6 protein-coding genes are annotated in these 20,548 nt (G+C 44.2%); 2 read left to right on the forward strand and 4 right to left on the reverse strand.

All coding sequences use genetic code 11. The annotated features are described in order from the left end of the window. Nucleotides 1–425: 425 nt before the first annotated feature. The 4 genes from rtxA to AAC855_RS08520 form a co-directional block, all read right to left on the reverse strand. A complete protein-coding gene (rtxA, locus tag AAC855_RS08505) occupies nt 426–13,823 on the reverse strand; it encodes an MARTX multifunctional-autoprocessing repeats-in-toxin holotoxin RtxA (protein ID WP_340609158.1) in 13,398 nt (4,465 codons plus the stop codon). A 135-nt stretch (nt 13,824–13,958) separates the two neighbouring features. After that, nucleotides 13,959–14,279 carry a protein RtxH gene (rtxH, locus tag AAC855_RS08510; RefSeq protein ID WP_340609159.1) on the reverse strand — a complete coding sequence of 107 codons (321 nt, stop codon included), beginning with the start codon at nt 14,277–14,279 and terminating at the stop codon, nt 13,959–13,961. 475 nt (nt 14,280–14,754) lie between these two features. Then, nucleotides 14,755–15,780: a hypothetical protein gene (locus AAC855_RS08515; protein WP_340609160.1), complete on the reverse strand. Its 1,026-nt coding sequence runs from the start codon at nt 15,778–15,780 to the stop codon at nt 14,755–14,757. Between the two features lie 49 nt (nt 15,781–15,829). Beyond that, complete coding sequence (locus AAC855_RS08520) at nt 15,830–16,852, reverse strand: hypothetical protein (RefSeq protein WP_340609161.1); 1,023 nt, start codon at nt 16,850–16,852, stop codon at nt 15,830–15,832. 697 nt (nt 16,853–17,549) lie between these two features. Between AAC855_RS08520 and AAC855_RS08525 the strand changes: the two genes are divergently transcribed. Both AAC855_RS08525 and AAC855_RS08530 read left to right on the forward strand, forming a co-directional pair. Continuing rightward, nucleotides 17,550–18,989 (forward strand): surface lipoprotein assembly modifier, encoded by a 1,440-nt coding sequence (locus AAC855_RS08525; protein ID WP_340609162.1) that lies wholly within the window; start codon nt 17,550–17,552, stop codon nt 18,987–18,989. Between the two features lie 274 nt (nt 18,990–19,263). After that, nucleotides 19,264–20,142: a hypothetical protein gene (locus tag AAC855_RS08530; RefSeq protein ID WP_340609163.1), complete on the forward strand. Its 879-nt coding sequence runs from the start codon at nt 19,264–19,266 to the stop codon at nt 20,140–20,142. The last annotated feature ends 406 nt before the right edge of the window (nt 20,143–20,548 follow it).

Below are 20,548 nucleotides of genomic sequence, written 5' to 3' on the forward strand. Positions count from 1 at the left end.
AATTGTCTATTGAAAAGTATCCTGTTTTTATTTCCAAAATCAATATAGTAAAAGAACAAAGTCTGTTTAACCACTATATTTAGTCCCAATCCCCTCATTCAAATACAAAGTAAGCGGGCCTAATTTATACAGATGAAAATCCCAGCGCAGGGATTTTAACCATACAGTTATCATAACCAACAAGAAATGATGAATTTTTTAAACTAACTCTTTTGGATTAATACTTTTATTCAAAACCACATTAAACTCTAGTTTAATATCGCCATTTCCCCATTAAAAATCCAACAAAACAAAATCAATTAATATAAATAAAATAAAATCTAAAAAATATAATATGTATTTTTATAGAAATTTATTATTGATAAAAATAATGGCTCACTCAATATGAGCCATTATTGCGAATTACGTTTTACTCACGGAAAAAATCAAATCAGTCGGTCTTTTCCGATTGTGGTATCTGACCAAGCCGTGACAATCGCGGATTTCGTCTGATTATCAAGGGAATCCATAAAACCACTGTCTCCGACTGTCGGAGCAAATCCACTCATGGCCTGCACCAGTGAATCTACCGCGTGAGTTGACAGCGCGGTAAATTCGCGTTCTCCTCTCGCATCTTTATCTCCTATCCGGGTGATAATATCCGCCTGATTGCCATTGAAGTAATCATTGAAGATGACCGAGCCTGTGGCTTCGAACTGGCCCTGAGCAGAGGTATCGGTGACATGACGGGCTGTCAACAGTACCAGATCATAACCACTGCGCTGGAACCACAGGTTCTGCCAGTTCAGGTTATTGAAGATAATTTTGTCGCTGGATTTAATATCCTCAACGAGGTTATCAATCACATCACCGCTGACGACAAAACTATTCACACCTGAACCACCCGTAAAGCGGTTCTGGTATCCCCCCAGTACCAACAAGTCATCACCGTCACCACCATTCAGTTGACTGAATTTGGAAACCACATCGGCGATCAGGTGATCGTTTCCTTCTCCACCATTGATCAGGGCGTGATAGCCCATCAGTTTGATGGAATCATTGCCTTCATTACCTTCAATCCGGTTATGGTTGCCGAATACGGTGGCAAAATCGTTGCCTTGCGCGAGTTCCACCTGATTGTTGTTACCAATGGCAACGACGTAATCCTGCCCTTCCCCGCTATCAATTTGGTTGAAGTTACCGGAGGCCACGATATAGTCACGCCCTTCCCCCCCTTCAATGACGCCACCTTCACCAAAGGCAAAGACCTGATCGTTACCCTTGCCCATATAGGCATAGTTAATACGACCCGCCAACACGGCAACATCATCACCGGCTCCGCCGAACATCATGTTTTCCCGTCCCATCAGAACGCCCATGTCATTACCTTCACCGCCGGTGAAAATATTGGAAGTGCCCAGCGAGTAGAATGCATCATCACCACGACCTCCCCAGAAATTGTTGTTATCGCCAAGATAAGCGCCCATATCTTTGCCGTCACCGCCCCAGTTAAAGTTATAGTTACCCAGAGAAACATGAATATCACCGTCACCTTGCAGATGACCACTGTTACGCAGGAAATCAAATGTCTTATCCTGCATATTCAGTAAATCTGCGGTCAGGTTCTGTTTCAGGCTGGTGACCAGATCCTGCATGTCCTGCTGTTTTTTCTGGCTGAACAGCGTTGCAAACAGGTTTGGCAGGTTAAATGCGTTAAAACCGGCGGTGCGTTCTGGCTGTACATTATCTCCGGGCTGTTCATCTCTTAATTGTTCTTCAGCTTGCTTTTGTTGAGCATCAACAGAGGCTTTGGTTTTCAGGCCATGATTTTCAAGGAAAGAATTCAGGGCGTCAGTATCTGCCGCCGAGTGCTCTTTGATGTAATCTTTCAGGGTTTGCGGATCAATCAGCGCCTTTAACTGATCACTGCTAAAGCCGCTGATGATCTCCAGCATTTCCTGTATAACCGCAACGCCATCCACAGGCTGACCGTTTCGGGAAATAATGCGGCCTTCCGCCGTGTAATCCACATTAAAAATGTCTCCCAGAGTGGTATCTGCATCAACACGGGCAAGGCTCCGCAACAGTTTGTTTTTTAACTGGCGCGGTAAATCCAGAACACTATAAGTGAATGTCGTTCTCGCCAGCCCGGTTGTTGTGTACTGCTGAGTCATCAGGCCAAACAGCGATCCCAGATTAATATCCAGCAGCGACTGAATATTGTCACCGAACATAAAATTCCAGCTACCGGTTGTCACCTGAATATCAGCACCGCGCCCGCCAACAGCAAAGTTAAAGGCGAGTTTTTCATTGGCCTGCCGGAATCTGTCTGCCCGGCTGAGGTGACTGACTTTTTGCGCCTCGCCTCCCAGCCACTGGTTGTATTTTTTGTTCAGTGCGCTTTCGATATCGCTCTTCAGGCCACGGCCACTGCGTAATTCCTGAGAATCCATCTCAGTCAGTGAGCGGTAATCCACGCTGCTGGTCAGATCCAGCCCTGACATATCCTGTAGGTATTTTTTCACACTGGCGATTGTCCATTGCTCTTCCTGAGCGGCCAGCCAGCCCGGAGAAGAGAACGAACCGGAGATATCCTGCAAAACGCCTGACATACGGGATACGCCGTCAAACGGGTTAAGCATTGGCGGTGTCGGAATAGATTTATCCATCATGACAATCAGATCGTTACTGCGCCCCTGATTAAAGCTGATGTTCCGGTTGCCGATGAACAACTGTGCGCCTTCCAGTGCCTGATAACCGGCAATATTCACGCTGTGTTTGCTGTCACCGTCTCCCAGATGAACCATGACGTTATTATCGCCAAACGCCAGAGACTTAAAGCCTCCCGTTCCTAATTTAAGGCCGACATTCGTGGTTCCCCAGTTAATGGAGGTAAATTCTCCATCACCGATTTGCAGCTGCACATTACCGGAATAACTTAACTGATTGTTTTTTGATGGCCTGCTCGCGTCATCGCTATTCTGAACAAGACGCTTACGTGGTGAGTGAAAGGTTTCGTTGTTATCAGCAATCGCGCCGGTAGCGGCTGCATTGGTATTCCGGCTGCCTATACGCGCCAGCACGATATCACTTTCAGCGATACCGTGACGTACCCGCTCTGAACGGGTTTCCAGTTCACCGTCAGCATTCCAGTTCAGCACCATTTTATTGTCATGCAGCTTATGTACCCACTGTTCCTGCGCATCTCTTCTGGCATATTTACGGCCCGTATTATCCACGGCAATATTACTACTGCGCGCAGATACAGAAGCATGGATATCCTGCTGTTTAAGCTCAGTGATAAAATGGCGGGCAAAGCCATCGCGCTTGTCATCACTGATCAGAGAACATCCCACCAGACTGATATGCTCCGGTGTTCCGCCATGCCGGAATTCACGGCTGAATTGTTTTAAATTGATCGCTAATTCAGCCGCGTTATAGCCGCCCATGCGGGTATGATTTAATTCAGTCATTTCACGCCCGTGACCGATAATCTGCCAGCGTAGTTTACCTGTCAGTCTGGCTGGATCACCGTATACCACCCGATATTGACCAGCAGAATCAAACTGAACAACGATACTGGAATCAGGGTGTTTCCCTGCCAGATTGGCCGCAGCTCTGGCAACAACCGGATCATTCTCAGTCTGGATAATGATCTGGCTGTCAAAACGGCTGGTTCCGCTTTCCGGTTGTGGTGTGACTGTCATTTCATCCCACGAAGCGACATTTTGGTTATGCAGTGGGCGTTCTGTACCTAAAGCATTTTTCATGGGTGAGTCATCAAAGATTTCCATTGCCAGAATATCTTTCAGGTTCATTTTGTCATCAATGACCGGACGATAAGAAGCCAGCGCCCGGCCATTCACGACAATGACCTGATTGAAAAAACTTTCCTGATGCTCATTTTTAGGCATACCGTAGTATTGCGCCATATTCATGCCAGAACGGCTGAAGAAACGCTTAACATAAGCGCTGAATTTCTCTACTGAGGAAAATTCCACAATGCCGACATTAGGATCATAGAACCCATACATCCGTGTTCCGCTGTTGTCTTTTGACCATGCAGCCATAGCATGATCCGAGGTATTCAGCTCAAGTAAAATCGACTGACCATCCGCATTGGGTACTGTAATTTCGTCAATGACATCCTTCACTGTTAATGCCTGATTACCAAACAGTTTTTTCTTCCATGCCCTGAACGTGTTGTCATACATCGGTGCCCGGATATAGAGTGCAGAGAGTGCGCCGAGCAATTTACTGGCGTTCGCTTGTTCGGATTCGGCGTACAACTCCGGATGACTGAGGACGGAAGCCGCTGAGTAGAGTTTTTTCAGAAAATCATTGCTGACATTCTCCTGCCCTTCATTCTCAAGATATTTTGCCAGCAGAACCAGCTCTGACAGCGGCATACAGCGCCCGCCGAAACCATCATTGGACAGGTTCAACAACATCAGCTGAGGCGCCAGATGTTCATTTGCCTGTGAGTCTTCAATTCCCGTGGAAGCAACATCCCGGAACAGACGGCTGTGTTTTTCTATTCTTGGCCGTAAGCTGAGTTTCAGCGCCCGGTTTTCAATTTCCCAGGATAACGCGCCTTTCTGTTCCGCTGTCCAGTTGCCTTTCAACAGCAGATCCACCAACTGCTTGATCCCCATATCGGCATGGAAACCCTCAACCATACGCTCAGCCTGATTATGCCCGTAGCCTGACAGGAATTTTTTTGTTGCCCGCAGATCGTACACCCTGCCGGTCTTATCCGTATGGGATTGTAGAAACTGCATATAACGCTTCAAATCGTTCTTGATGCCTTTGATAACAAGACTTTCTTGTTTTCGCACGTTGGTTTCAGACAAGTTGCTTTCAAACAAGTTAGTCACGATCTTGTTAGCGTACAGCTCCATCATCCGGCGACTGGAATCATGCCCCAGATAAGTATGTTCACCAGAGATGTTATAACCGGCGCTAATGAGTTTAGTGCGTAGTTTTTCGCCTTCGGTTCCCAGCCCGTCCCGGCCAGTAAGCACCATGATAGGGGTCTTTTTGCTAATACCCTGTAGGTTTTTCTCAACTGAGAATTTTCCGTTAACCGATTTTGCCAGTACAGAAACGACGCCTGTCGGATTCAGGATATTATGAGCCGTAATGGCTTTGGTCATACTGGGCATTGGTCTGTCAAACAGTAAGCCGGCAACAGGTTGCCCTCTTCGCCCAACATAACGGGCCAGATCCGCCGCAATCGGTGCCCCCATTGAATAGCCGTGAATAACAATATTTTCTGGTTTAATACCACGATTATTGACCAGATAACGGAACATGGTACGTGCATCCTGATACAGGCCGTTTTCACTGGGGCGACCATCACTGGTGCCGTAACCGCGCATACTGACAGCGAGCATATCGACACCCTGCTGCTGATAATAAGTCTGGATTTTACTGGCCTGTTCTTCCGCAGAAGAATCTGAGCCGTGAATAAACAGCACGACTTTGTCTGACGGCTCCGCAGCACTCAGGTGGTAATAACCTTCCAGACGCCCCGCCTCACCTCGCAACGTGACTTTTTCTGCCATCTTGCGTTCAATTGCCCGGCTAAGTCCTATCTGCACCGCTTTACTGATACGCCGGCGATCATCTTTCATCCCGTACAGCTCATTATTCATAAAACGTGCCAGCGGGTTACGTGGCTCACTGTCACGTAATGGTGAGCCATCATTTTCAATCGCGACTTTTTCCAGTATCTCTTCATAAAAATCATCCGGCTGGTTCAGGATGCGTCCCACACCATCACTGTTCAAACGACGATATTTATTTTTGACCCGCTCAGCCTGCGTTGCCTTCTGCAAGGCCTGACCATAGTTAAAGAGATCATTCGGTTTCCAGACCCCCAGACCGGGACGCCATGCATAGCCGAGGATTTTTTCTGCACCTCCGGCTTTCAGTACACGGGCCACAACCGTTGAGCAGTTTTTGGCAAAAAGTTGATAGCGCGCATCCGGATCCGTGCTGATTTTTTCCCACTCAGCCTGCATTGCCGCCACATCAAGGCCTTCCAGATTGATGCGGAATACCCGGCCTTGATCGGCTTTACCATCTTTAAAGGCATTAATGTCTGCCAATTCACGCTCAGCAAACTGACGCGCAACATTGCCAATCAGATGCTCCATGCGTTTAGAATTCTGCAATTCTGCGGCCATCCGCAGCACTTCGGCAAAGCGCTGAGCCACTTCCTGCATATCCATATTGTCATCCCGCCACTGGGCAAGGAATGGCTGATAAATATGAGGCGGGATCTCAGCCGATTTAAGCATCTCCGGATTAGCCAGTGCCGCCATCGCGAAACTTTCACTGACATCCCTGAATTTCGCATCCACGCCTTTTACGGCTCTCAGTTTCTCAACGAATTCTTTCAGTTCATCTGAACCATCCACCAAGCCAAAATCATCATCTTCTTCAGAGGCAACGTCATATCTCAACGCCGGATTCTGATGAGCGGGCATACTCAGGTCACGCCAGCGGATCCTAAAATCAGACTGACTATTATTTGTCTCAAGCAGTTCCTGCAAATTGAGGGATTTACTGCCGGCAGGCCACCAGCTCACATAGTTCATATCATTGAAGTCTCTGACTTCTTCAGGGCTGACTTTCACGCGGCCCTGACCAATTTGCAGGGCGGCATGCCCGACACTACTGTGATCACTCGGTTTCCAGATATAGAGGGTGGCACTGACCGGCGATACATGACGCTCAATTTCCCGGTGAACTTTTTTAAGGCCAGAAATATCAATCCCGATACCATCTTTTGCCAGATCACTGGCTTTCAGTTTGGAGAAAATGGCATTAGTTACGTCCTGCCCATATTCTCGGGTAACGGCCTCCATAACCAGTCTGACACCCTTGCCCGCCGTGTCTTTGGCTATCTTCACACTGAATCTGCCCTGAGTAACGAAGTCACCCTGCATATCAATATAGAGATGTTTGGAATCGCTGAGTTTGGAGTTGGACAGTTTGTTGTACAGTTCACTGAAACTGCCTTCACCTGAACTTCTCAGTGTCGGTTCCGCCAGAGTCATGGATTCGGAGAGGCGTCCATAAATCTGGGATAACAGCTGTTGCATCGCCGGAGTCCGTTTTGAATCTGCATGCCCAAGCACATAGCCTTCGACCTGCTGACAGAGGTAGGTTAGTTTTTCGATAGCATCCAGTGAATAATCCCTGTCTTCCATCAGTGCCTGCTCATAACGTTGCAGCGCATCAATGACATTACGGTAACTTTCACCCATTGGCTTACCTTTGATGTAAGCCTTTTGCTGCAATTCATCGGCTGACATCAATTCCGTCGATGGGCGGTAACTCCAGCGACCGTTAATTTTTTCAGCCAGAATCCGCGTACGCTGTTGATCATAAGAAACAATGTTATTTTCGATAAGATGTAATTCTTTAGGGAACTGATCATAGCTCTCATAGTTAGCCAGAATGAATTGTTCAATGACTTTAAGCTGTGCCGGATCTTTCGGGTTTTCCAGCTTAATCATCTTAATCGGAGAATGGCGGTTTTCCGGCCATGAATGTACTTCAAAAGTCTGATCTGCCCCTTCGCGAATCAGAATATTCAGCTCTGAACGCAGACGATAAAATGGCAGGGCTTTATTCAGCATATTATCAATAGCACCCAGCCTGACATTCAAATCAACCAATGTATCCGGCTGATAATCGTTAGCATTTATCTCCAGATATTTTTGTTGTTCAACCGGATTCAGGGCATCGAAACGTACTTTCATGCCAATATTTTTATCTGCCAGTCGGCTGCCAATCTGTTTCAATGGCAGATGTTTATATTCGGAAGCGGGTTTATCCAGTAACCGGATCTCGCCGACCATGCCTTCACGCTGTAATTGGCGGAGTACCGGTAATTCGAGGTTCCAGAAAGTACTGCCCAACAGTAAGCCACCTTCTGCGATCACATAAACATCCCCGCGGGCTTTAGTTGCATACACCGAACTCCAAAGCCCCCTATTGCTCCGCACAAAAGCCTCTATCGCTGATTGCTGCTCTTTTTGACGAGGATCATGGGCATCAAGCGAGTGTGAGGCCCAATCCAACAATCGTTCACTTAATGTGTGACTAAACGCATGCCCCGGTAAATCCGTGTCATAAACCACTTTCTTGCCATGAGTCTGGGCGGCATTCAGCAATTCACGGTATGGCTGGGAATTATTCCCCGAACGCAATGTCACCACGCTCTGTTCACCGTCAGCCGGATCAAAACGGTAGCCGTAATGCTCCAGTTCGGTCATGAAACGGACACGTTTATCCCAGTCATAATCAATGGTGGATTCTACAAATAGTTTTGCCAGTGAAGACACCTGAGCATTGGGAATAGTGTGTTTAATGCTGTTGAGATAACCTTCGATATAATCGATCATCTTTTGGCGGTTACTCTCATAAAACTCGGTATCAATACGGGCAATTCCCGGTACGGGAATATAATCATCAGCTGAAAAATCCATCAGTCGTTCAGTGTCACTGTCCAGCCAACGATAGATATCCGCGACTTTTTGTGCTCTTGCCGCAATCGTGGATAATGCAACAGAGTTTGACGGTATCAGTCTGTTTTGCGGTAAACCATAATCCGCAGCTAAACGCTCATTTCCCAATGCTTCCAGTTGATCTGTCACCGCAACTGAAAGATCAGGTAATGCCCTGCTCAGTGTTTCAGACGCATCAATGCCGTGATTAACTTCATCAGGAAACGCTATATTACGGGGCTGCTCATTCGGCTGCTGTCCGGTGGGCATAATGTTTGTCTTTCTGGAAATAATCCCGGCTTTAATTTGTAAACGGTCGAGTGCCTGTTTTGCCTCAGCCAAGGGCGCCAGATTATCGTCTGACTCCGGGCGTTCCAGCCGGAAACGCCCATTACCCTGCGCTGCTATATCCTGAGCAATATGGCTGCCTGTATGATCTGCGCCACTTGGCTCGTAAGCCGGGCCGGATAAGCCACTTCCCTTATTTTCTCGGCGAACGGGTTTCTGGCTGCTGTTTTTCGCTTCAATGGCAGCATCCTGCTCTGCCTGCTGAGCCGCGTTATATCCATCAGAGGCAGCCTGTGCAGCCCGTTTCTGCTGTGACTGTGCTTCTTGCGACCGGAATTCTGCCCGGCTGCGGGCATCGGTAATATCCTGCTGCGCATTCCGTTGATTCTGTTCGCTTCTGATAATACCCGCTTCTGATTTTTCCAGAGCCGTATCGATTTGCTTCCGGTGTTGCAGAATAGATGAATCCGAAGATTCCAGTTGCTGCCCGGCAATGTTTTTGGCTTTATCCAGTTGTGACTGAAGATCATCCAACAACCGGCCCGCATAATCATGACGCCATTGAGCACCGGAATCCCCCTGATGACGCTCGTTTGTCTGATTATCGAGACTTTCAAGTGCCTTTGCCTTCGCCAGTAGATCATCCGTGATAGCCTGTTCTTCTTGCCTGATGACATCACGCTGTGCCAGCCCGTTCGCATTCAGGGCATCAAGATCGGTTGCGGCTAACTGGTTCTGAGTATCGGCAATCGCCGCCAGTTGTTGCTCTTTTTCCTGCATCAGACGTTCACTGTCAGCTTCGGCATTCGCCTTATCATCCAGTACGTCACCAGCCACTGAGTTTTGTGGTGTCTGCTTCACTTTTACACTTTGAGAACGATTTGAGCATGCAACAATGTTATCCAGAATGTAACCTCTGCCATCGCTTCTGCCGGTGCCTTTGAATGCCAGCCGGTTACTGCCAGCCTGTGCAATCAATACGAGCTGTTTATGCTGCCAGGCGATCCTATCGTCCGAAGATGAGAAAACAACCTGATCGTTCCAGAGCACTTCTATACCGTTATCATCGGTGCTGCCTGCACGCGGTGCAAAGTCAAAGTCAAGGGTAATGACCTCTCCCGCTTTAAGCTGGCGGAGATCCTGATAAATAGTGGTGTTGGCATTAGCATCTAACTCAGTCACATAGCTGCCGTGACCTGCGTTATCCAGCCCATAAGACGCCGCCGGATGCTGGGCTTCAATGCCGTTGGTCGCTTGCCAGCCTTGTGTACCAGCCTCGAAATCCCCGTTGACAATCAGATTAGGTTTCTGATTTTTCGTGGGTTGTTCTTCCCCATTCATGATGGTTTCCAGCCTGCCGACATCCGGTGTTTTCAGCTGGCTCACCGAGGCATGCAGATCCGTGGAAAGCGTGGAGCTGACTTCACTGATTTCCGTCAGTTCAAAGCCTTTCAGACGGTTAATTTCCGGTAAATTGATAGCTCCCCGCCCTCGGTAACTACCCGATGTATTGGCCTCATCACCATGAACCAGAAAGTTAATCCCCTGACTGCCCATAGCTCCCAGTAACGTCTGTTTGATATTACCGAACAGGGTTGCCAGTTTATGGCTTTCCGTATTGCTGGAGGCCAGCGCCAGATTGTAAAAATCCCCGTTTCCGATTTGGATGGCGACGTTATTGCGGGCATAGGAGGCATGAATGTTCATCCCGTCACCGACATGAACATTGGCATTGCCGGTGCCTTTCATGACCGAAACATTCAGACCGTCACCCACTTTGGTGCTGACATTGAGCTTACCCCACGCCACATTGACCGAGATACCATCCCCCACTTTGGTATTCACGTTCAAATCACCGTGGGCAGCCACCACGCTCAGGCCATTCCCCACGCTGGTGGTGATATTACTTTTACCCTTCGCAGCGGTAATCTGCATCCCATCACCCACTTTGGTGACAACATTGCTTTGGCTCCACAGCGCATTCAGGCTGTCACCCTGACCTATGTGCGTGACAATATTCGCATCACCTTTAGCCAGTGTGACCTGACGACCATTACCCACTTTGGTGATCACATTTGCCTTACCCCACGCGCCGGTGTAATCATCACCATGACCCAAATGAGTCAAAAGGTTAGCCGAGCCTTGTACAACACTCACCGTACGTCCATCGCCGATCTTGATCACCAGATTGGCTTTCCCTTTGGCAAAGTTATAGTGATCCCCGGTTCCCACGTGGGTCATGATATTGGCATCACCCCAAGCGGCATTGACCGCCAGACCCTCGCCAATTTTAGTCATCAGATTCAGATTGCCTTTGGCAAAACCCACGGTGTTCCCATCCCCGACATGAGTCATGATATTGCCGAATTTGGAAACAAGCAGACCGACCGTTGTCCCGTTACCAACTTTCGTCAGCATATTCCCCTTACCCAGCAAGACACCGGCAGTCACACCATGACCAACATGCGTTGTCACGTTAGCTTTAGCCGCGGCTACAACCCCCATAAAATCGTGACCGACTTTTGTCACCACATTGGCTTCACCCAATGCCAGTACGCCCGTCAGCCCGCTGCCAGCATGGGTCATCACATTAGCCTGACCAAACATTGCAGCCAGTGTTGTGCCATCGCCGACTTTGGTCATGATATTGGCATTACCGGCAAACAACCCGATACTGGTGCCCTGACCCACATGGGTATAAATATTAGCTTTGCCAATCATCACCGCCGCGGTCAGTTCATCACCCGCTTTGGTGAAAATATTGGCTTCCCCCACCATGGCGGCAAAGGTATTACCGTGGCCGATATGGGTCATCACATTACCCACCCCAATCATGGCAGCGAGGCTGTCACCATTCCCTACCTTGGTGGCAAGGTTGCCTTTCGCCACCATCAGGGCAACACTCAGGCCATCCCCCACATGGGTGAACACATTGCCCAGTGCCACCATCAGTGCCAGCGCATCACCGTTACCCACTTTGGTAAAGACATTACCGCCACCCGCCATCATGGCGCAGACTTCACCATCACCGATATGAGTGAAAATATTACCGGCGGCGAGCATGGCGGCAATAGTTTCCCCGTCACCCACTTTGGTAAAGATGTTACCGACAGCTGCCATCGTACCCAGTGTCCTGCCGTTACCCACATGGGTCAGAACATTGCCCAGACCAAACATTAAGCCGGTGGTTTCTCCGTCACCCACTTTGGTCAGGACATTGGCACCGCCCATCATGACACTTGTCGTTTCGCCATTCCCGAGATGAGTCAGCACATTTGCCCCGCCGCCCATCACGGCAAAGACCCGTCCATTACCTTTGCGGGTCAGCACATTAGCGCCCCCCAATGCGATAACCCGGCTATGACTGTCATTAGTTGGCGATACATCAGGCGGGGATGAATCAGATGTAAGATGAGATGTGCTGATATGGGTAATAACATTGGCGATACCGCCGCCGTTGAAATTCAGATGGCCTTTTTTGCCTTTCTTGAAAATAACATTTGCCGCACCAGCCCCTCTGAATTCAGTATCGCCAATTTCTGAGTTGTGCAGAATGACATTCGCAAGACCCGCTCCCTTAAAGTAAACATTGCCACGGGCGACATTGGATTTAATAACATTGCCGCCCCCCGCGCCTTCGAACCGGACATCACCACTGCTGTCATTCTTTGTTGTGTCAGACGTGAATAATGCCTGTTCACGGACACTGCTCACATCGGCAATAGTTCCGGATGTTACTCTGACGGTATTCACGCTGTAATGGACATGACTCAGCGTATAACTGCCTTTGCCCAAAGAGGAATAACCGTAATTAGGGCCGATAAATTGATCCGCCATCACTGCCGTTTGATCACCGGCTTGGTACCACGGTGTGGCGATGTATTGCAACTTCCCTGTTTCAGGGTCGTTTTTCAGTTGAACGACCACAACCTTGGTGTATTCCCCCAACACCTTGGCATACAGATAAGTATTCTCCATCCGGTTGGATTTCACCGCTTTTACATCGACCGTTGAGCCATCGGTTGAGATGGCATATCCCCCCATTCGGGCATCTGACAGCGTAATATTTTCTGCCGCGATCTGAACACCATCAGCATAAGTGACCCACTCATTTTCCGGCAGTTCTTTCTCTATTGCATGTATCGTAAATGCCTGATGATATTCAGCCTTCAGACCAGACAAGGTATAGGCGTTATCAAGGTTGATAATCTGGAAACCGTTACGCTCAGAGATATCATGTGATACCAAATTATTAAGGTGATTACCTTCCTTGTACCAAGACGTCGTGAAATATTTCAGCCTGCCGGTTTCCGGGTCATTGCTCAGATGGATCTTGTTTATTTTGGTAAAGTTTCCATCAACAAGTGCAAAGAGGTGGGTATTGGTTTCCCGCGCTGATTTAACAGCGGTGACTTTCTGATGGTTCTGGACCCAGTTACCCGCCAGCGTTGCCGACATCAGAACGATATCTTCCGCTTTTGCATAGGCCATACCTTCCCCACCGAAATTATCATCCGAGCCTTTCCGCGTGATCTGGTTATAGCCACCCGCACCCATAAAATGGATATTGCCGTGAGTAACATCGGAATAGAAATGGTTATAACCGCCAGCTCCGGTAAATGTGATATTGCCATTTTCGCCATGGCGGTTAAGACTATTGTAAGCGCCCGCGCCAGAATAATTCAGATGACCGGAACGCCCATTATGCTGGATAACCGCACCACCTGCTGCCCCGGAAAAAACAATATTACCTTCACCTTCTTTTTCTATTTCCGCATACCCGGATGCCCCTGTTACATTCAGGTTCCCGCTGGTATCACTGATTTTCAGGTAGGCTGAACCACCAACTACCGTATCATTACCTGAACCGGTATAAACCGATGCAGCAATTGAACCTAATGCGATATGATCATTACCACCATACGCGTGAATTTGACCGCCAAATCCGATGGCAACAATATTATTATCACCATTATCAGCGGTGTAGTTTCCTGTAAAAAAGTATTCAACACTTCGCCAGAACGGTTTTCCCATAGCTCAATCTCTAAATTAAATGCCAGAATTAAAGACAAAAACGCCCAATCACAAAAAGCAACTGGGCGTTGATGTTTATCTCAGTGTTAATAAAACAGGTTAAATTAAAAAGATGAAAAAATACTCGACAGCCATTTATTTGGCTTCGATATTGGAAGGAATCGTTGTATCAGAAAGCCCGACAGTCTCAGAAGGAACAGCGAGAAACCCAGCAGTGATTAATTTATTGATTTCAGCTTCCATGCGAGGGTCTTCCAACATATTCTTCACCATAGAAACCATATACATAAAACCAGAAGCAGGCATATGAATAACCTGTTTTAATTCCAGCTCCTGATCGTTTCCAGCTAATACACCATTTGCCATTTTATTCGGTTCTTGCCCGACAAAGTAGAGCGAGAATACGCCTTTGTTATAATTGACGCTGGAAATGGTTTGAACAAATTTTTCAGACATACAACTAAATACCGTTAAATAGGTTTTAAAACGTTTAAATATCAGTTAATAATTAACCACATTTAGTTGTATCAATTTACACAGAGCCTGACAGGATAAGCTCTGATTCAATCATTGATAACAACCAGAATAAAGAATGGTGAACTTATCACTTAAAATTAAAATATCTTAAATTAATATTTAAAATCAACAGATAGCAGAAACAAAGTCCGTTTAACCACTATAGTGAGTCCGAATAACCTCACCCGATAAGAATAAAAAACATTCTATTTTTTTAATAGATTTTTCAAATAGCTATACACAATCGATTTCAAGATGCATCACGGCGGCAAGGGAGTGAACTCCCGGGAGCATAGATAACCGTATGTTTATAAAAACGGTGACCGGGATGAACGAACGCAGTCAACAAAGAGGCAACTTGAAAGACGAAGTGTATAAAACGGATTAATGAGTATACTAATTTAATATTAAACTCTTATCTTATGCTGACCTGATTGTTTACTATAAAATAACCAGCGAATTTTGTATAAATGCCATGCTTGGCGCGACACAGGTCATAGATAGTGTGCCCTTCGTTATCTTTATTCCTGACATCATTATGACCGGGTTTATGTGCCCAAAGTTGGGGGGTTCTGCCATCTTTACTGTCACCCAGAACTAACCGATACCAATGATAGTCCCATAAACTAAGCAGACAGTTTCCGTCCGGAGCATCCGGCGTAGTGACAAGTGCAACAACGTAGTTTGGCTTGTGAAGATTTGCTTCTTTAAAAGGATAACGATCCAGATCAATTAGCCCATCAGCACGGGCCGCATCCATGACCGAACTCTGCCTGCAACTATAATATACGCCCGCCTTCCTTCCGGGTTGAGGAAAACTACCAGTAGCAAGATTACACGCATAAGCGTAACAATTATTACGAAGCATTACCGAAGTATCATTCCAAAACGCCGGGTTATACGGGCCGGCCTGTACAGGGTGTACCCTCCCTTTTTTCCTGCTGAGGAAGTCTGTCGTGACAATATGTTTATCATCAGTATCGTGACTTGTTTTTTCTGCTGCTTGTAAATACGGGCTTTCTTTATTTTTTTCATCAGGATTTTTTTCATCAGGAAGATGCCCATCATCAGCATCAAACTGTTCTGATTGCGATGTCATCTGATTGATATCCTGTATTACTCTCTCCCGAAGTTCTGGCGATTCAGTAAAACCTTTAATTAATTCAAGAGCGATATGTTTACTTTCTTCTAAATTTGGCGCAGAACCATCACATATATAAAACTTGTCTGGCAGATTATATTCTGCAACCCATTGTGACTCAGGATATGAAAATTCAACAAGAAACCCTGAAAAACCGAGTTTTTCATCATGCTTACTGAGATTAATGCCATTTTTATTCTCTACAAACAAGGATATTAATTTCTTGGTATAATTTTGAAAATAATAATCCCATGAAAAATTCTCCCGCCCAGAAAAATATAATAATGTTACCTTAATCATTTTAATCACCTTATAGAATATATATTAAAGGGAATTTCATATCGATATGTTATTTTATTTTCACATCGCCATTTACAACAAAATACCCACCGAATTGGTTATATCTGAAATGATCTGCCAGACAAATATCACGTATAATTTTACCACTTTGATCTCTTTTTCTTGCCGTCTGCCTGCCTATTTTATGCCCCCAGATTCTAGGGTGTCTTTTACTCGAACCGACAATTAATCTATACCAGTGGTAATCCCAAAACCCTTCACATTTACCAGATGGGCTATCAGGAGTAGTGAGCAGGGCAACAATATAATTCGGTTTATGAGCCGCTTCATGTTTATAGTCATATTTATCCAGTTCAACCAGCCCATCCGCCAGCGCGGCTTCGATAACAGAACTCTGATTACACTTTAATGTCTTACCGGCATATCGCCCCGGACGAGGACGTTTTTTATTTATGGCACCAATGGCATAATTACATGCATAAGAATAACAGTTATCATAGACTAATCTTCTGGAATTATTATTCCAGAAAGATTTATTAAATAAGGCAACTTGTACCGGATATGGTAACCCGTCAATTGGGCTTCTATAATCAATAGAAACTAAATCCTCAAATTTTGTATCGTGTAATTTATTGTCTTCTTGTACTGAATAAAATAGCGCATCTGGCTCATCATCTAATTCCTCATCGGGAACATTACTCTCAGAAATGTGAGCCTGTTTTGGTTTCATCTCTTTTATGGTTTGTATAATTATCTCCCTAAGCTCAGCATTTTCTTTAAATCCTCTTAATAAATTTAACCCGATGGCTTTACTTTTCTCCAGACTTGGGGCAAACCCATCACAGACATAAAAAGTACTTTCCAGATTATATTCCTGTGCTACTTCCTGTTCAGGACCCGTCAGTTCAACAAGAAACCCGTCAAAACCCAGCTCTCCTTCACTTTGTTTAACGTTAACACCTTCAATATTCGCATAGAATATATGCATCAACTTCTTAATTTGAGAAATATTATTATAATGCCATACATAGTTATCTCGCCCCGAGAAACATAATAATGTTACCGTAATCATATTAAACTCCAATATATCAATTTCACCAAATTCGGAAAAAACAGGAAAACAGATCAAACACCAATAACATAAAATGAGCTTGTTGATTTTATTACGTTATTTTAAAAAAACAAAAGTTTTAAAAAATAAAAAACAACCATGCCTCAGAGTTTCTATTATTGAATATCCGTCTGGTAATAGGTGTTTTTTTAAATATAGTACACAATGGAAATATTTCAAATAAAAACCATCACATTATTAAATATTTTTATATATTAATTATTTTTATGAGTGACAACTATCAATAAAATGGCTCACCATAGTGAACCATGCATATTACTGCTGTGAGTTATCACGGCCTAATTATATCCAGCCCTTCTTGAAAACATCCGTATGCTTTTATTCAGATTTACGCTTTGTTTGAAAAAAAATAATTTTAAATTAAGCTTAAAAATATCCCATTAATATTAATTAAGCAGGCTAGGATCATTATATGAAACCTAAAGTCATCTTATCTGGGTGGAGTTCACAGTGGTACAGCAACATCACCTGAATGGTTCACGCAATCAGGTGGTTATTTCTCTGATGGGAAACCCCTTTTTCTAGATTATTCGGTAAATGACAGTAATTAGCGGTGTTGTAGATGCTGTACCTCACTACAATTAAGGCAAAGGTCATTTTTTCTCCTTAACACTCTATCATTATCAGTTAAAACTCTATGAAAAAAATCAAATCCATCCTTATAACTGCTGTTACCACCCTACTTATTCCTATAAGTCCCGTCGTAATAGCCGAAGAAGCAAAAGCTCCAGAAATAAAATCTAAAGAAATAATCCCAAATCCTCCAAATGTCTATACGGAAGAAGAGATATTGAGGCAACCCAGATTACTTGAAAATGCAATTATCTCTTTCATTTATGAACAAAATGATAATCTGGAGGCAATACTTAACCTCTATAAAAAATCACACAGTCAAGATCCCTACCTGATTCTTTGGGCTGAGGCGAAAGTCCTCATGAAAAAAGAAGAATACCAAGAGGCTATCAATAAGTTAGAGAAATTTACCAATAGGTATGATAACCCAACCGCTAAATTTGATTTGGCCATATTGTACTTACTCAATAAACAATACAATCAATCCGAAAATATTTTCAATGAGTTATTAATTTTCACCCAGAATGAGCAGGAAAAGAAAATTATAAATAACTATATAAAACATATTGAAAAGGGAAAAGAAATTAAATTTAATATGGATTTTTCATTCAAGAGAGATTCAAATATCACCAAAGTCAATGGGATAAATATAAATGGTGCACTTAGAAATGACAAGGTAAAAGATACCGGATTTTCCTACCGGCCAAGTATCAGCAAAAAATATTTTTTTGACTCTGGCTTATTTTCTGAATTTGAGATTGATGCTTATGGGATTAACTACCAGAAAGAAAAAAGATTTGATTACCTGAACACCAGAATAGGCAATAAATTCGGGTTTGAAGATTATTCAAATTATTTATACTTCAACCCTTTTTATGCCAAGGCCTTTTATGGTGGCGGCTCTAGTTCATCACATAAAAATGCAAGTTTAAAACCTTATTATGATGCAATCGGATTTAACCTGTTTAAATTATCGAGTTTAAATGAAAATTTCAAATATACTGTTTTCTATGAAAATAGGAATGAATATTATAATAAGAGAAAAGAGCTTAACGGCGATGTTAACTTCGTTAGTAGTTCATTAATTTTTGTCCCTTTTAAAGATTTATATATGTCCTTATCCGGGAGTTATAATATCACAGACAGAAAATCTAAAGCAGATAGTCACCATGACATAGGGGGGAGTTTTCTAATCAGCAGCCGGTTATTAGATGACTATTTAGTAGAGTTACGCTATCAAAAGATGAAAACTGATTATCAAGGCAATACCTATTTCCATAGAATAATAGGCATTCCTATTCCTGGATATAAGTTTTTAGACAGTCGTAAAATAAAAAGAGAAGATATTACTGATTCCATCACCCTTTCACTCTCAAATGAGAATATTAATTTATTTGGCATTTACCCGAAACTCACTTTTTCTTATATAAAAAACAAAAGTAACCATCCTTTTTATTCTTACAATGAAAAAGATATTTTTCTGGAATTCAAGAGTAACTTTTAATGCTTTAACTGAACACAGGTACTTAGGCAGATACGCGGCGGTTTAATCAAATAACCAACCGTTGTAATCCATTTACATCACAATCATGAGTTATCATCGTGTAAATAAGGAAAAAAACCAACGATAAATTTGGAGCAAAGTTTAACTCACGGGTATCTAATTGTTTTAAATAAAAAAATAAATACTTACAAAATTTGAAAAAAAAAACATTTAACTTAAACTTAAGGTTAACAGTATCTCCTTAGCTTTTCTAAAAACAGATTGGAGTCATTATATGAACGTAAAGTCTAAAATATTTTTAGCTCTCGCTCTAGTTCTTTCTGTTACAGCCTGTTCTAAAGGAGGGGGCTCCCATTCGAGTATCCCCAAAACCCCCGGCCTCATCCCCGAACTTCCCAATCCGACATCCGACAACACCTTAATGTCTTATAAGGGAAGCGAAACAGAATGGCTGAAGAGAAATTCGGAGGGTTCTTCGTGGGGGGTAGGTTCGGCAGATAACACATATGTTGCTTTTAATGCCCCTGCCGGAACCTTTACAAGCCAAATGAAAGACGACAAAAACAAGTGGGATCAAAACACACAAGACATGGCAATGTATAAGTATATTGAATTGGGTAAGGGCAGCAATAAGTTCGCCGGTATAACAGAAGATACTAAATTACCCGAACAACTGTTATATACCAGCAAACATGGTAACTCAGCCATAGGTGCTATAGGTAATGAAATATTCATAGCTACCAGAGTCGTCAACCCGGTGCATTCAACACGCAGCGGGACACCAACATATAGCGGACAAGTTATACACACCAATGCGGGAAAAGACCCGATTAATTTACAAGCCAAGATAGGTATTGACTTCACACCCCATGGAGATTACATAGGTACGCTTACTAAAAACAGTGGATTTTATCTTCAAGACAATCAAGTAGCTGCGCTGCAAGGAAACGTACTTAAATCCACTGTATTAAACGGCATAGGCCAGGCTTTTACAAAACCGCAAATATATTTTAGTGGCGCTACGGGGCAATTCGAAGGTCTGAACAGTAGTGCGCTGAATATGGGATTTACTGATGCTGGTCTCACTGGTTTGTGGGGAGTATATAATAATGAAGCAGGTGATAAAGGGGTTTTCTATGTCGACGAAAATTAAAATCCACCATTATAGAAGATGACTTTGATTTCATCTCAGGGGGGTGTACTAAAATCCCTAAAAACAAGTCTCTGCCACTTCTATCGCTTTAAATCTAAAAATAAAATGGCTCACCAATGTGAGCCATTTTAATAAAGATATATTGACCTGAGTACTCGTTTACATCAGCCCTATACACTTCTTCGTTCAAGTTACCTCTTTTTTGCTGGCTACGTTGACTAAACCCGATCATCTTATAAACATACGGTTATCTATACTCCCGGGGATGAATTCCCTTTCTGCCACGACGCATCTTGAAATCCATTGTGTATATTTCGTTTAGGACTTTATTTTTCTGGCTAGTAAAGCGTTATTAATTGCCACTGTTAACAGGTGGATGAGCAAAACACCTCAACAATAAAATCCT

The organism is Xenorhabdus bharatensis (genome assembly GCF_037996705.1).
GTDB lineage: Bacteria > Pseudomonadota > Gammaproteobacteria > Enterobacterales > Enterobacteriaceae > Xenorhabdus > Xenorhabdus bharatensis.

Bases quoted from the DNA above. Each gene is read 5' to 3' on its own strand.
- rtxA (WP_340609158.1), bottom strand. From the start codon at position 13,823: ATGGGAAAACCGTTCTGGCGAAGTGTTGAATACTTTTTTACAGGAAAC.
- rtxH (WP_340609159.1), bottom strand. From the start codon at position 14,279: ATGTCTGAAAAATTTGTTCAAACCATTTCCAGCGTCAATTATAACAAA.
- AAC855_RS08515 (WP_340609160.1), bottom strand. From the start codon at position 15,780: ATGATTAAGGTAACATTATTATATTTTTCTGGGCGGGAGAATTTTTCA.
- AAC855_RS08520 (WP_340609161.1), bottom strand. From the start codon at position 16,852: ATGATTACGGTAACATTATTATGTTTCTCGGGGCGAGATAACTATGTA.
- AAC855_RS08525 (WP_340609162.1), top strand. From the start codon at position 17,550: ATGAAAAAAATCAAATCCATCCTTATAACTGCTGTTACCACCCTACTT.
- AAC855_RS08530 (WP_340609163.1), top strand. From the start codon at position 19,264: ATGAACGTAAAGTCTAAAATATTTTTAGCTCTCGCTCTAGTTCTTTCT.